The organism is Alphaproteobacteria bacterium PA2 (genome assembly GCA_002256425.1).
In the GTDB taxonomy this organism is placed as follows: domain Bacteria; phylum Pseudomonadota; class Alphaproteobacteria; order Caulobacterales; family Caulobacteraceae; genus Phenylobacterium.
This window is the reverse complement of the sequence record NKIZ01000001.1, coordinates 2,087,571-2,101,242: the sequence shown is the minus strand read 5'-3', so window position 1 is coordinate 2,101,242 and position 13,672 is coordinate 2,087,571. Positions and strand designations below refer to the sequence as shown.

General features: G+C 64.1%; 11 protein-coding genes. 9 read left to right on the top strand and 2 right to left on the bottom strand.

Annotated elements, in window-relative coordinates:
- Positions 1-56: 56 nt before the first annotated feature.
- Both CFE28_10100 and CFE28_10095 read right to left on the bottom strand, forming a co-directional pair.
- Positions 57-1,133: an EmrA/EmrK family multidrug efflux transporter periplasmic adaptor subunit gene (locus CFE28_10100; protein ID OYU70309.1), complete on the bottom strand. Its 1,077-nt coding sequence runs from the start codon at positions 1,131-1,133 to the stop codon at positions 57-59.
- A gap of 28 nt (positions 1,134-1,161) precedes the next feature.
- A complete protein-coding gene (locus tag CFE28_10095; GenBank protein OYU70308.1) occupies positions 1,162-2,571 on the bottom strand; it encodes a multidrug transporter in 1,410 nt (469 codons plus the stop codon).
- A gap of 197 nt (positions 2,572-2,768) precedes the next feature.
- Between CFE28_10095 and CFE28_10090 the strand changes: the two genes are divergently transcribed.
- The 9 genes from CFE28_10090 to tsf all read left to right on the top strand — a co-directional run bounded on the left by CFE28_10090 (position 2,769) and on the right by tsf (position 13,600).
- Complete coding sequence (locus CFE28_10090; protein OYU70307.1) at positions 2,769-5,057, top strand: hypothetical protein; 2,289 nt, start codon at positions 2,769-2,771, stop codon at positions 5,055-5,057.
- 57 nt (positions 5,058-5,114) lie between these two features.
- Complete coding sequence (mce, locus tag CFE28_10085) at positions 5,115-5,537, top strand: methylmalonyl-CoA epimerase (protein OYU70306.1); 423 nt, start codon at positions 5,115-5,117, stop codon at positions 5,535-5,537.
- Entirely contained in the window at positions 5,537-5,800 is a 264-nt protein-coding gene (locus tag CFE28_10080) for a hypothetical protein (protein OYU70305.1), read from the top strand. Before mce ends, CFE28_10080 begins: the two co-directional genes overlap by 1 nt.
- 17 nt (positions 5,801-5,817) lie before the next feature.
- Positions 5,818-7,095, top strand: a complete 1,278-nt coding sequence (locus CFE28_10075) for a lipoprotein-releasing system transmembrane subunit LolC (protein OYU71660.1) — start codon at positions 5,818-5,820, stop codon at positions 7,093-7,095.
- Positions 7,088-7,777 (top strand): ABC transporter, encoded by a 690-nt coding sequence (locus CFE28_10070; GenBank protein ID OYU70304.1) that lies wholly within the window; start codon positions 7,088-7,090, stop codon positions 7,775-7,777. Before CFE28_10075 ends, CFE28_10070 begins: the two co-directional genes overlap by 8 nt.
- A 150-nt stretch (positions 7,778-7,927) precedes the next feature.
- Positions 7,928-8,017, top strand: coding sequence for a cell division inhibitor SidA (locus CFE28_10065; protein OYU70303.1), 90 nt, complete (start codon positions 7,928-7,930; stop codon positions 8,015-8,017).
- A 24-nt stretch (positions 8,018-8,041) separates the two neighbouring features.
- Complete coding sequence (locus tag CFE28_10060) at positions 8,042-11,473, top strand: DNA polymerase III subunit alpha (GenBank protein ID OYU70302.1); 3,432 nt, start codon at positions 8,042-8,044, stop codon at positions 11,471-11,473.
- A gap of 213 nt (positions 11,474-11,686) precedes the next feature.
- Positions 11,687-12,526 (top strand): 30S ribosomal protein S2, encoded by an 840-nt coding sequence (gene rpsB / locus CFE28_10055; protein ID OYU70301.1) that lies wholly within the window; start codon positions 11,687-11,689, stop codon positions 12,524-12,526.
- A 138-nt stretch (positions 12,527-12,664) separates the two neighbouring features.
- Positions 12,665-13,600 (top strand): translation elongation factor Ts, encoded by a 936-nt coding sequence (tsf, locus tag CFE28_10050; protein ID OYU70300.1) that lies wholly within the window; start codon positions 12,665-12,667, stop codon positions 13,598-13,600.
- The last annotated feature ends 72 nt before the right edge of the window (positions 13,601-13,672 follow it).

Below are 13,672 nucleotides of genomic sequence, written 5' to 3'. Positions count from 1 at the left end.
AGAGGCGACCGCCGGTCAGGGGATTGGCCTGGGCTGTTTGATAGGTCACTTGCGGCCTAGCGTCTGGACGTGTCGATGACGGCCGTCATGGAGAGGCCGACCCGCAGGGGATGGGCGGCCAGTTCCTTCGGGTCGAGGGAAATGCGCACCGGCACCCGCTGAACCACCTTGATCCAGTTGCCTGTGGCGTTCTGGGCCGGGATTACGGAAAATGCCGAGCCGGTCCCACCCGACAGGCCAATGACCTTGCCGGTGTATTTCACCTTGTCGCCATAGAGGTCGGAGGTCAGCTCCACGGGTTGGCCGATGACCACTTTGCGCAGCTGTCCTTCCTTGAAATTGGCTTCCACATAGGCGTTCTGCACCGGCACGATCACCATGAGGGGCGCGCCCGTTGCGACCTTCTGACCGACCTCGACGCTGTTGCGGGTGACAATGCCGTCGACCGGAGCCCGGACGGTGGCGCGCGCCAGATCAAGCTCAGCCTGGGCCAGCCTTGCCCGGGCGCCGACGACCTCCGGGTTTGATGTCACATCGCTGCCGGCCGTCATGGCGCTGGCGGCCTCCTGCTGGGCCGCGGCGGCGGTGGCGGCGGCCCTCGATTGGGCCAGGGCCGAGCGGGCGGCGGCCAGCTGGGTCTCGGCTGCGGTCAGCTCATCGCCGGAAACTGCGCCGGCGGCCGACAGGGCCTTGCGGCGTCCGAACTCCACCTCGGCGCGGCGCAGTTCAGCCTGGGCGCGATCAATGTCGGCGGCGCTGGCCATGGCCTGGGCGGCCAGGGCGCGGTCATTGGCGAAGTACTGACGAACCCGGCGCTGGGCCTGATCCAGGTCTGCACGGGCCCTCTGGACGGCGAGGCTGAAGTCCTGGGGTTCAATGACAGCCAGGATGTCGCCCTTCTTCACAACCTGTGTTTCGTGAACTGGCACCGAGACAAGGGCGCCGCTGACCAGGGCCGTTACCTGGGCGTTGGAGGCCTGGACATAGGCGTTATCCGTTTCCACATGTTTCGAGCCAATCAGGGTCCACCAGGCCAGCCAGGCAAGGGCGCCGACGCCAACGACGCCTCCCAGAATGCTGAACAGACGGCGGCGGCGGGAAGGGGCGATCGCCGGGGCTTGGTCTTGGGACATGGTGGTGTCTTTCGCGGAAGGGTTCAGATCAGCTGCGGAAGCCGCCGCCCAGGGCGCGGACCATGCTGGCGTCAAGGCTGAGCGCCCTGGCTTCCAGTTGGGCCACGGCGCGTCGCTGGGCGATGACGGTGTTCTCTGCAGTCAGAAGGACGAGATAGCTGGACAGACCGCCTTCGTATCGCAGGCGGGCAATGCGGTAGGCGGCCTCACCGGCGGACAGGGACTCGCGGGCGGCGGCCAGCTGGACGGACAGGGACCGCTCGCTGACGGCGGCGTCGGCGACATCCTTGAGGGCAAGGACCAGGGCCTGGTTATAGGCGGCGACGGCGGCGTCATAGTCCGCCCGCGCGCCCTTGTAGCCCGCCCGGATACGGCCGCCCTCGAAAATGGGCAGGCTGAGCGCCAGTCCAGCCTGGCCGATGTCTGACCCGGCCTGGGTCAGGGCGTCAAGACCGAGAGACTGCAGGCCCAGAAAGGCCGCGATGTTGATATTCGGGTAGAAGCCTGCCCGGGCCACATCGATCCGTCGACTTGCGGCTTCCGCCCGAAGACGTGCGGCTGTCAGGTCCGGGCGTCTGCCAACGAGATTGATCTCAACCTTGTCCGGCAGTCCGGCGCTGGTACCGGCCTGTGCCAGGGGCGGGGACAGCTTGAGTCCCCTGTCAGGGCCCGCCCCCATGAGGGCTGAAATCCGGTTTCGGGCGAGGGAGGCCTGTTCCTGCAGGCTGGCCAGCTCACCCCGCGCCGCAGCGGAGGCCGCTTTCGCCTGCTGGGCCTCTCCGCGATTTGCAACGCCGTTGGCCATTTGCCTCTGCACAAGTTCGCTGGAGGCGTCCCGGTTGCGGGCCGATGCCTCGGCCGCGGCTATCTCGCCGCTGATCCGGGCAAGGTCTGCATAGGCCGAAACAAGCGTGGTGGTCAGGATCAGCCGGGACTGGGCCGCATCGGCTTGCGCCGCCCTGGCCTCGGAAGTTGCTGCGGCGAGTGCGGCGCGATTGCGGCCCCACAGATCCAGGTCATAGCCGAAATCAAGGCTGGCGCGGCCGAACTCTTTGTAGCCCTTTGGCACGAACAGCTTCGGAAACCCGGCATTATAGCTCTGCTTGGTTTGGGCGACCTGGCCGTTGGCGCTGAGGCTGGGCAGGGTTCCACCGGCGGCCATGTCCGCGCGCGCCTGGGCCGATTTCAGACGGGCGGAGGTTTCGGCCAGTGTCGGAGAGCCGGCGAGGGCCTCGTCAACAATCTGGTTTAGCTGGGGGTCTCCGTAGGCGGTCCACCATTGGTCGGCAGGCCAGTCTGCATTTCCGCCCTTGAGGCTCTCGGTCGACAGAAGATCCGTTCCGGACCGAAGCTCAGGGCCAGGAGCGAGGTCCGGAACTGCGGCGCAGCCCGATAGCAGCAGGACGCCCGCGAGCAGGGAAAACGTCAAACGGGGCATACGCGCCTCAGGGGAGAAATTGCGCCAGGTTCCACGGTCGGCGACCGAGTCTCGAAGGTGCGATGACATAGTTTCCGCCGGATATCTATACGCCGTCAAGATTGAACAGGACCGCCTGACCTTGCCCAATCGGGCGGCGTCGGCTTTCATGGCGCGTCGACGCACCGGAACAAGGGCTGCGCGAGGGGAGAATTGCCATGACCGCCTATGCCGGCCTTCGGGTGCTGGACTTTACACAGGGCACGCCAGGCCCGATGGCGACCATGTTCCTCGGAGATTTCGGCGCCGGGGTGGTCAAGGTCGAGCCCCCTGGCGGCGATCACTCAGCCAGTCGCCCAGGATACGAAACCTTTGCAAGAAACAAGCAGGTCCTGACCCTGGATCTGTCGGTCGCCGATGATCTGGCAAAGGCTGAGGCCTTGATCGCCCAGGCCGATGTGGTGGTTTTTGACCATGCTCCTGGGAAGCTGGAAGCGCTGGGTCTTGACAGCGCCACCCTGTGCGCAAGGCACCCGCGCCTGATCCACGCCTGGATGCCCCCCTACGGCATTCGCGGGAAATGGAGCCAGCTGCCGCCCCGTCAGAACCTGATTACAGCGCTGACGGGCATGAGTTTCAGGCAAGGCGCATACAAGGACACCCCGGTCCATCTGGTCCTGCCCCTGGTCTGGTACGCCCAGGCCATGATGGGCGCCAACGCCATTGGGGCAGCCCTGCTCGAGCGCTCCAGGAGCGGCAAGGGGCAAGCCGTGGTGGTCAGCGGCGTACATGGCATGAGCCAGCTCACCGGGCCGATTGACGTGCGATCGGCCGGCGTCCTGCCGCGGGGTGCGCCAAGGGGCGGGGCGCCGAACTACCGGCTTTATCCCTGCCGTGACGGCCAATGGCTGTTCCTTGGCACGCTATTTATGAGTTTCTTCAAGCTGGCCCTGGGGGTTCTGGGACTGGGTGATCGATATGAGACCTATCTGCTGGATCTGGAGCTGGCCCGGAAGGAGCTGGATGAAGCCTTCCTCCGGGAGGATCGCGATGTCTGGCTTGAGAAACTGCGGGCGGCCGGGGTGCCCTGCGGCCCGGTGGGCCGGCGCGAGGCCTGGTTCGATCATCCGGTGATTGCTGAAGCCGGCCTGCGGATCGGGTTTGATCACCCCGGCAAGGGCAGGGTGGACATGCCCAATATTCCTGTCCAGCTGCTGGAAACGCCCGGACGGGTTAAAGGGCTCGGGCAGACCGTGGACAGGATTGACTGGGAGCCGCGCCCGGCTCCCGGCGCTTCCGGACCAAGGTCAGCGCCCCTGGCGGGGGTTCGCATACTGGATCTTGGCACCGTGATTGCCGGCGCCCATGCAGGCGGCGTGCTGGCCAATCTGGGCGCCGATGTGATCAAGATCGAGCCGGCGGAAGGCGACCCCTTCCGCAGTGATGGGGGCGTGTTCCTGGCCTGCAGCCGGGGCAAGCGCGCCCTGGGGATCGACCTGAAGCAGGATGCGGCAAGGGCCTTGTTCCTGGACCTCGCCCGGGGCGCCGACGTGGTGATCGACAACTACCGGCTGGGGGTGCGTGATCGCCTCGGCATTGGCTACGAGGCACTGAAGGCGGTCAATCCGCGGATCATTTCGGGCTCGATCAACGCCTATGGCGCAACCGGTTCCAGGGCCGAACGACCGGGCTTTGACCCTCTGCTGCAGGCGGAAGGCGGCATGATGGCCGCCCAGGGGGGAGATGATGAGCCCATCCTGCATACGATTGCGGTCAACGACACGGCGACCGCCGCTGTTGTAGCCTTTGGCGTGATCGCGGCGCTGAACGCCCGGGAGCAGACGGGCGCCGGGCAGGAGTTCAGGACCAGCCTCATGGCTCAGAGCCTGACCTACCAGATCTGCGAGATGACGCGGTATGCCGGCCGCCCCGAGAACGATCTCGGTGGGCGGGACTGCGTGGGCGTTCGGGCCCTGACCCGCTTCTATCAGTGCGCCGACGGCTGGATCGCTCTGGCCTGCGAGACCGAGCGGGATGTCACGGCGCTTGCCCGCGCCCTTGGGCAGGATTGTGGTCCGCCGCAGGAAGCTCTGGCGGCGACGCGGGACGGCGATCTCGCTGTTCGGCTTGAAGCCTGCTTCCGTGGGCAGTCGCGTAACGAGATCGCTGAGCATCTTTTTGATCAGGGAGTTCCCTGCGCGCCGGCTATCGAGGCTGACGAGGCGTTTGGTGATCCCTGGCTCTGGGAGAACGACATGTTCGAGGTCTGGACCCATGACCGCCTCGGCGAGGTCCAGAGCGTACGCGCCTATGCAGACTTTTCCGCCGCCGCTGGCGGGTTCAGATATCCGACCCCGGATCTGGGAGAGCACAGTGTCGAAGTGCTGGCCGAGCTTGGCTATGACCCTGACCGGATCGCGGCCCTTCTCGCCACTGGCGCCATCTTCGAGCCGGCTCAGAGCAAGGCGCACCTGCGTGACGGCGGCGCGGCGCTGGCGACCAGATAGGAACAGGTCTAAAGGGGGGTCTGACGCAACTTCGCCAAGCAGTGTAGAAGCCCACCCATGATCGGAAAACTGAACCATGTGGGGGTTGCGACTCCCTCCATCGAAGAGTCGGTAAAGCTCTATCGCGACGTTCTCGGCGCGACGTCGATCGGCGAGAAGTTTTCCATGCCGGAGCAGGGTGTCTGGGTCTGTTTCGTCAACCTGCCCAACAGCCAGATCGAGCTGATCGAGCCTTTTGGCGATGACTCGCCGATCCACAACTTCCTGGCCAAGAACTCGTCGGGCGGGCAGCACCATGTCTGCTTTGAAGTCGATGACCTGGTTGCGGCACGGGATGACCTGCGGGCCAAGGGGGCCACCATTCTCGGCACCGGCGAACCGCGGATCGGCGCCCACGGTGTGCCGATCATTTTTGTTCATCCGAAGAATATGGGCGGCGTTCTCGTCGAACTCATGGAAACTCCAAAGGACGCTCACTGATGAACGGCTTCACCGGCATCGCCATCTACATGACCATCTGGTGGACCGTGCTGTTCGCCGTCCTGCCCCTCGGCACCATCACCCATGCCGAAGCGGGCATTGACAAGGGCGATGGCGGTGATCCCGGAGCACCGGTGAACCCCGACCTGAAGCGCAAGTTCATCCTGACGAGCCTTATTTCAGCCTTCCTGTTTCTGATCCTGTGGCTCGTGATGCATTTCAATCTGATCCCCATCGGCGCCTTCCCCGGCCACAAGGACTAGGCTTGACCGACCCCGTAATTCTCGAAGGCCAGTCCCCGCCGTTCGGGCCGTGGGAGCGCGCTGTCGCAGGTCGCTATCTGCGGGCCCGCCGCAGCGAGGGCGGGGTAGGTCTGCTTACAGTGATATCCTTTGTCGGCATCACCCTGGCGGTGGCTGTGCTGATCATCGTCATGAGCGTGATGAACGGCTTCCGGTCCGAACTGATGAGCCGGATCCTGGGCTTCAACGGCCATGTCTATGTCACTGGCCAGACACTGATGAGTCCGGATCGTGATCAGTTGGTGGCGCGCCTCAAGGCCATGCCAGGGGTCACACAGGCTGCGCCGGTCATTGAGGCCCAGGCCATGGCCCTGGGGCGCGGACAGATTTCCGGGGCGGTGGTGCGCGGCATGACCCTAGCGGACCTTCGGGCCCTGAAGCTGGTCTCCGGAAACATCACCCGGGGATCGCTGGATGGCTTCGGCGAGGGCGAGTATGGCGGCGACCTCATCCTGGTCGGAGACAGGCTGGCGCAGAATCTCGGCGTCGAGCCGGGCGATGACCTGACCCTCGTTTCGCCGACGGGTGGCGCGACGGCCTTCGGCGCCACGCCGCAACGCAAGGCCTACACCGTTGCGGGCACCTTCAGCGTCGGCATGAGCGACTATGATCAGGCCTTCATCTACATGCCCCTGCCTCAGGCCCAGGTCTTCTTTGGTCGTGATGGGGGTGTCGACTTTGTCGAAATGAAGCTGGCGGATCCGGACAAGGCGCCGGACTTCAAGGTTGATGTCGCCCAGGTGGCGGGTCCGACCGCCATTGTGACCGACTGGACCCAGAAGAACGCTTCCTACTGGGGCGCGCTCCAGGTCGAACGCAATGTCATGCGGCTTATCCTGATGCTGCTGGTGGCCATCGCCGCCATGAACATCATTTCGGGCCTGATCATGCTGGTGAAGAACAAGGGCCGGGACATCGCCATCCTGCGGACCATGGGCGCAGGGCAGGGCGCGATCCTGCGGGTTTTCTTCATGGTCGGCGCCTCGATCGGCGTGCTGGGGACGATAGCAGGGCTGCTTCTGGGCGTGCTGTTCTGCCTGAACATCGACGCCATCCAGCGGGTTGTTGAGTGGGCGACCGGCTCGCAGGTCTTTTCGTCCGACATCTATTTCCTGTCGCGCATTCCCGCCAAGATCGACTGGGCCGAGGTGGCGACCATTACAGGCTGGTCCCTGGCCATGGCCTTTACGGCGACCCTGATCCCTGCCTGGCGGGCATCCAGGATCGATCCGGTGGAGGCCCTGCGCTATGAGTGAGCGGGTCCTGGCCATTCGGGGGCTCGAGCGGACCTATCGCTCGGGTGAGAGATTGCTGCATGTCCTGGCCGGGGCAGATCTCGACCTTATGCGCGGTGAGATTGTCGGCCTGGTCGGACCCTCGGGCTCTGGAAAGTCCTCACTCCTCCATGCAGCGGGATTGCTGGAACAGCCAACAGCAGGGCAGATCTTCATCGAAGACCGCAACTGTTCCGGGCTGACCGACGCCCAGAGAACCCGCATTCGGCTTTCCCGGATCGGCTTTGTCTATCAGGCCCATCACCTGCTTCCCGAGTTCAGCGCCCTGGACAATGTGGCCCTGCCGCAGATGATCGCCGGCAAGACGAAGCGCGCGGCGCGGGCTCGGGCGGAAGATCTGTTGGGCCAGCTGGGCCTCGCCGAGCGTCTCCACCACCAGCCTGCCCAGTTGTCAGGCGGGGAGCAGCAAAGGGTGGCGATCGCCAGGGCCCTGGCCAACAAGCCTCGGCTGCTGCTGGCGGACGAACCGACGGGCAATCTCGATCCAGCCACCTCTGCCGCTGTGTTTGAGAACCTCTATGCCCTGGCCAGGCAGGAGGGCGTCGCGGCCCTTGTCGCCACCCACAATTTCGACCTCGCCCGGCATATGGACCGGGTTCTGGGGCTTGTGGACGGCAAGCTGGTCGCCAAGACTTTCAGCTGAAGCCGTCCCGATAACCCGAAGGGACCATGCCTGCTGTCAGGGGCAAGGGATCGAGTGCGCCTTGTTGCCTCCCAGAGTGAAATTCCCTCTTGCCATGAGAACAAACCAAGAATAGGAACATACACAGAACATCAACAAGGGGCTTTGATCATGGTTCGTTTGGCGCGGGAATCGCTGGCTTTTGTGTCGGTGGCGAGTTTTGTCTGGATGGTCTGTCAGGTCGCACAACTGGCGGCCTAGGGCTTTCATGATCGGAGACTGACGGTGAGCGGAACAGACGGATTTGTGCACCTTCGGGTCAGGTCCGCCTATTCCCTGCTGGAAGGGGCGATCAAGGCCGAAGGGATCGCCAAACTGGCGGTGGCGGCCGAAATGCCTGCTGTGGCCCTGACGGATAGGGCCAATCTGTTTGGGGCCCTGGAGTTTTCGGTCCTCTCCAAGGATGCCGGGGTCCAGCCGATTATCGGATGTCTGCTGCCGGTAACAGGTATTGGGGGGCGGGCGCCCGAGCGATGGGCGAAGACGCCGACCATTCTGCTCCTTGTCCAGAACGAGACCGGGTATCTCAATCTCTCCAGGCTTTCATCGCATGCCTTTCTGGAGGCCGAGGCGACGGAAGAGCCATCGGTTCCTTGGGCCATGGTTGCCGAGTGCGCCGAGGGACTGCTCCTGCTCTCGGGCGGGCCAGATGGTCCCGTTGATCCACTCTATGCCTCTGGCAAGACGGAGGAGGGCGACGCCGCGCTTGCCGCCATGCAGGCGGTTTTCGGCGACAGGTTCTATGTAGAACTCCAGCGTCACGGCATGCACAGTCAGGCAGTCGCGGAGCCTGATCTGGTAGCCTTCGCCTACGCGCATGATGCGCCACTCGTGGCGACCAACGACGTCTATTTCGCGACGCCGGATCTCTACAGCGCCCATGAGGCCCTGTTGTGTATCGCGGACGGCGCCTTCATCGGCCAGGAGGATCGCCGGAAGGTCACGGCGGAGCACTGGTTCAAGCCGGCTTCCGATATGCGCGCCCTGTTCGCGGACCTGCCCGAGGCCTGTGACAACACCATCGACATCGCCCGCCGCTGCGCCTTCATGGTTGAAAAGCGCAATCCGATCCTGCCCAGTTTTCCGACCGCAGAGGGACGAACCGAGGCGGAGGAACTTGAGGCCCAGGCAAGGGAAGGTCTGCGGGCCCGGCTGGCTTCCATAGAGCTCGCCAAGCCAGAGGCTGCGTACTGGGAGCGGCTGGAACTGGAGATCGGCGTCATCCAGTCCATGGGCTTTTCCGGTTACTTCCTGATCGTTTCGGATTTCATGAAGTGGGCCGTCGCCCATGGAATTCCGGTCGGTCCCGGACGGGGATCCGGCGCAGGCTCGCTGGTGGCCTGGAGCTTGCTGATCACCGGCCTGGACCCATTGAGGTATGGCCTCTTCTTCGAGCGCTTCCTCAATCCCGAGCGGGTCTCCATGCCCGACTTCGACATCGACTTCTGCCAGGAGCGGCGGGAAGAGGTGATCGGCTATGTCCAGCAGAGATATGGCCGTGACCGCGTGGCGCAGATCATCACCTTTGGCACCCTGCAGGCGCGGGCCGTGCTGAGAGACGTCGGACGCGTCCTGCAGATGCCCCTCGGACAGGTGGACCGGCTGGCCAAGATGGTGCCGGCCAATCCGGCCAATCCGGTCACCCTGGCCAAGGCCATCGAAATCGAACCCCGTCTGCGTCAGGCCAAGGAAGATGATGAGGCGGTCGCCCAGCTTCTGGAAATCGCCTTGAAACTGGAAGGGCTCTACCGGAACGCCTCCACCCACGCCGCAGGTGTGGTGATCGGCGACCGGCCACTGACCGAGTTGTCTCCCCTCTATCGTGATCCGCGCTCAGAGTTGCCGGCCACCCAGTTCAACATGAAATGGGTCGAAAGCGCCGGGTTGGTGAAGTTCGACTTCCTGGGCCTGAAAACCCTCACGGTCATCGACCGGGCCATGAAGCACCTGGCCAAGCGGGGCGCAGATTTCGTCCTCGAGAAGCTGCCGCTTGATGACAACAAGTCCTATGAGCTCATGGCTTCGGGCCAGACGGTCGGGGTCTTCCAGCTTGAAGGCCAGGGCATGCGCGACACCCTGCGTCAGCTGCGCCCCAACTCGCTGGAGGAAGTCACCGCGCTGATTTCCCTCTATCGGCCGGGCCCCATGGACTCCATTCCGGCCTATGTGGACGTCAAGGCCGGCCGCAAGCCGATGAACGTCTACCACCCGCTTCTGGAGCCTGTTCTGGCCGATACCTACGGGGTGATCGTCTATCAGGAACAGGTGATGAGCATTGCCCGCCTGATGGCCGGCTACAGCCTGGGTGAAGCCGACCTCCTTCGTCGCGCCATGGGCAAGAAGAAGAAGGAGGAGATGGATAAGCAGTGGGAGCGGTTCTCGTCCGGTGCGGCCGAGCGCGGCGTACCTGCAGACCTTGCCCAGACCCTCTTCGACCTGATGTCCAAGTTCTCGGGCTATGGCTTCAACAAGGGGCACGCGGCGCCCTACGCCCTGATCGGCTATCAGACCGCCTGGCTGAAGGCCAATACGCCGGTGGAGTTCTTCGCCGCGTCCATGAGCCTGGATATTTCCAACACCGACAAGCTGGCGGTCTTCTATCAGGACGCCAAGCGTTTCGGGGTTCCCGTGCGGGCGCCTGATGTCAATCTGAGCAGCGCCGACTTCGACGTGCTCGACGGTCAGGTTCTCTACGCCCTGGGCGGCATCCGAAATGTCGGCCTCCAGGCCATGGAGCATCTGGTGGAGGTGCGCCGTGAAGGTGGACCCTTCCGTGACATCTTCGACTTCGTCGAGCGTATCGACCCCCGGCAGGTGAACAAGCGCACCTTCGAGACCCTGGCTCGCGCAGGGGCTTTTGACTCAATCCACCCCAATCGCGCGCAGATCTTCGCCTCTGCCGACAGCCTTGTGGCCTACGGTCAGAGCATGGCGGCGGAACGGCAATCTGCCCAGGGCTCCCTGTTTGGCGGAGACCAGCTGGAAGCCCAGCGCCCGCGTCTGCCCAAGGTGGACTCCTGGACACCGACCCAGCGGCTGGATGAGGAGCTGGCGGCGGTAGGTTTCTACCTTTCCGGCCATCCTCTGGACGACATGGTGACGGCGCTGCGTCGCAAGCGCACCGACCTGCTGGCGGATGTGATTCCCAAGGCTGAAGCGGGCGCAGAGGCCTTCCGTATGGCGGGCGTTGTCCGTCGGCGGCAGGAGCGGGCCTCCCAGTCCAGCGGCGAGAAGTTCGCCTTCGTCACCCTTTCGGATCCGACCGGCGAGTATGAGGTGCTGTTCCCGCCGGAATCCCTGCGCAAATGTCGCGACATTCTCGAGCCGGGCCGTGCTGTCTGTATCAAGGTGCGGGCCAAGGCGAGGGACGGGGAGGTGCGGTTCTTTGGAGACGACGCCGAGCCTGTGGAAAAGGCTATCGAGAACGCGGTGGCGGGGCTGCGTGTCCATGTGACGCCGCGAAGCGCAGAGATTGACGCCCTCAAGGCCCGCCTGGAAGGGGTTTCAAACAACCGCGGGGGTGAGATCATTCTCGTCGCAGCCATAGATGGCGGACGGGAAGTCGAGCTGAAGCTGCCAGGGCGGTTTACCCTGGATGGGGCCGTTCGTGGCGCCATCAAGACCTCGCCCGGTGTGGTTTTCGTGGAAGACCTCTAGGCGACATGGCCCACTGCGGCATCCGCCGCCTCTGTGGATGACCCGGCTGCCGCCGTCAGACTTGCCTTTTCAACCGTTTGCGCCTACATGCGCGGCCATTCCACACGCAGGCGTTTGGCAAGGGTCGGGGAGACATCCCGGCGTTTTCCATTCCGGTCCTCCATTCGGAGGGTTTGTCTGCGGAGGCCAACCGGAAAAAGAGGACCATACGACATGGCGCTTCCCGACTTCTCCATGCGTCAGCTTCTGGAAGCTGGCGCCCACTTCGGTCACCAGACCCACCGCTGGAACCCGAAGATGGACCGCTACATCTTTGGTAGCCGTTCCAACATCCACATCATCGACCTCTCGCAGTCGATCCCCCTGCTGCACCAGGCGCTGGTCAAGGCCCGCGACGTGGCGGCTTCGGGTGGCCGCGTGCTGTTCGTCGGCACCAAGCGTCAGGCTTCGGACCCGGTGTCCGTGGCGGCCAAGCGCTGCGCGCAATACTACGTCAATCACCGCTGGCTGGGCGGCACGCTCACCAACTGGCGCACCGTGTCGGGCTCCATCGCCCGCCTGCGCGAACTGGAAGGCGTTCTGGACGGCGATCCGGGCAACCGCACCAAGAAGGAACTGCTGCAGCTGACCCGCGAGCGCGACAAGCTGGAACTGTCCCTGGGCGGGATCAAGGACATGGGCGGTATTCCCGACCTGATGTTCGTGATCGACACCAACAAGGAGGCCATCGCCATCCTGGAAGCCAAGAAGCTGGGCATTCCGGTGATCGCCATCCTCGACACCAACTGCGATCCCGACGGCATCAACTTCCCGATCCCGGGCAATGATGACGCCGCCCGGGCCATCCAGCTCTATTGCGACCTCCTGGCCGACTCGATCCTCGATGGCCTGGCCGCCGGCGCTTCGGCGTCGGGTGTGGACATCGGCGCTTCGGTCGCTCCGATCGAGCCGACCCTGGCCCGAGAGCTGACGCCGGAGCCTGCCCCCGCGGCGGCGCCGGCTCCGGCCACCATGGAAGAAGCAGTCGCCGAAGTTGCGGCGCCTGAAGCTTAAGGCCGACTGAGGCCCGACACTTCCCGTCAGGACCCGGGCCGCGGTTCGGACTGGCGGGAAGGTTGTCACATGAATGGCGTATTCAACGGGCGATGTCTTCGGATGTCGCCCCTTACAATCTGACGGAAGGAGCTGACCATGGCGGAAATCACCGCTGCGCTGGTCAAGGAACTGCGCGAAAAATCTGGCGTTGGCATGATGGACTGCAAGAAGGCCTTGCAGGAAAACAATGGCGACATCGAAGCGTCCATGGACTGGCTGAAGACCAAGGGTCTGGCCAAGGCCGCCAAGAAGTCCGACCGCGTCGCAGCTGAAGGTCTGGTCTCGGCCGCCGTTCGTAATGACGGCGCGGGCATGACCGGTGCTGTCATCGAGCTGAACGCTGAAACCGACTTTGTGGCCCGGAACGAAACCTTCCAGAACGCCGCCCGCGCCATTGGCGTTGCGGCTCTGGACCAGGGCGAACTGGAAGCGCTGGGCGGAGCCAAGGTCGCGAGCGGCGAGTCCGTGAACGACATGGTCACCAACATGATCGCCACCATCGGCGAGAACATGAACCTGCGCCGCGTGACCCAGCTGACCGTGACGCAGGGGGCTGTGGCTTCCTACGTCCACGCTTCGGTTGGTCCCGATGTGGGCAAGATCGGCGTGCTCGTGGCCCTGGAAGGGGCTGGCGATCAGGCCAAGCTCGCTGACGTGGGTCGCAAGATCGCCATGCACGTGGCGGCCACCAACCCGCTCTCCCTGTCCACCGACGACCTGGATCAGGCCGCCGTGGAACGGGAAAAGGCGATCTTCACCGAACAGGCCCTGGAATCCGGCAAGCCGCCGGCCGTGGTCGAGAAGATGGTCGAAGGCCGGATCCGCAAGTTCTACGAGGAAGTGGTCCTGCTGAAGCAGTCCTTCGTCATGAACCCGGACCAGACCATCGAGCAATTGGTCGCTGAAACCGCCAAGGAAACCGGGTCTCCGGTGACCGTGAAGGGCTATGTGCGTTTTGGTCTCGGTGACGGGATCGAAAAGAAGGTGGATGATTTCGCAGCCGAAGTGGCTTCGATGACCGGCCAAGGCTAGTCGCGAAGAAATCCTGTGTATCAAGGGCGTGGTGCGTTCGACGCGCACCACGCCCTTGGTTTATGTAGACTG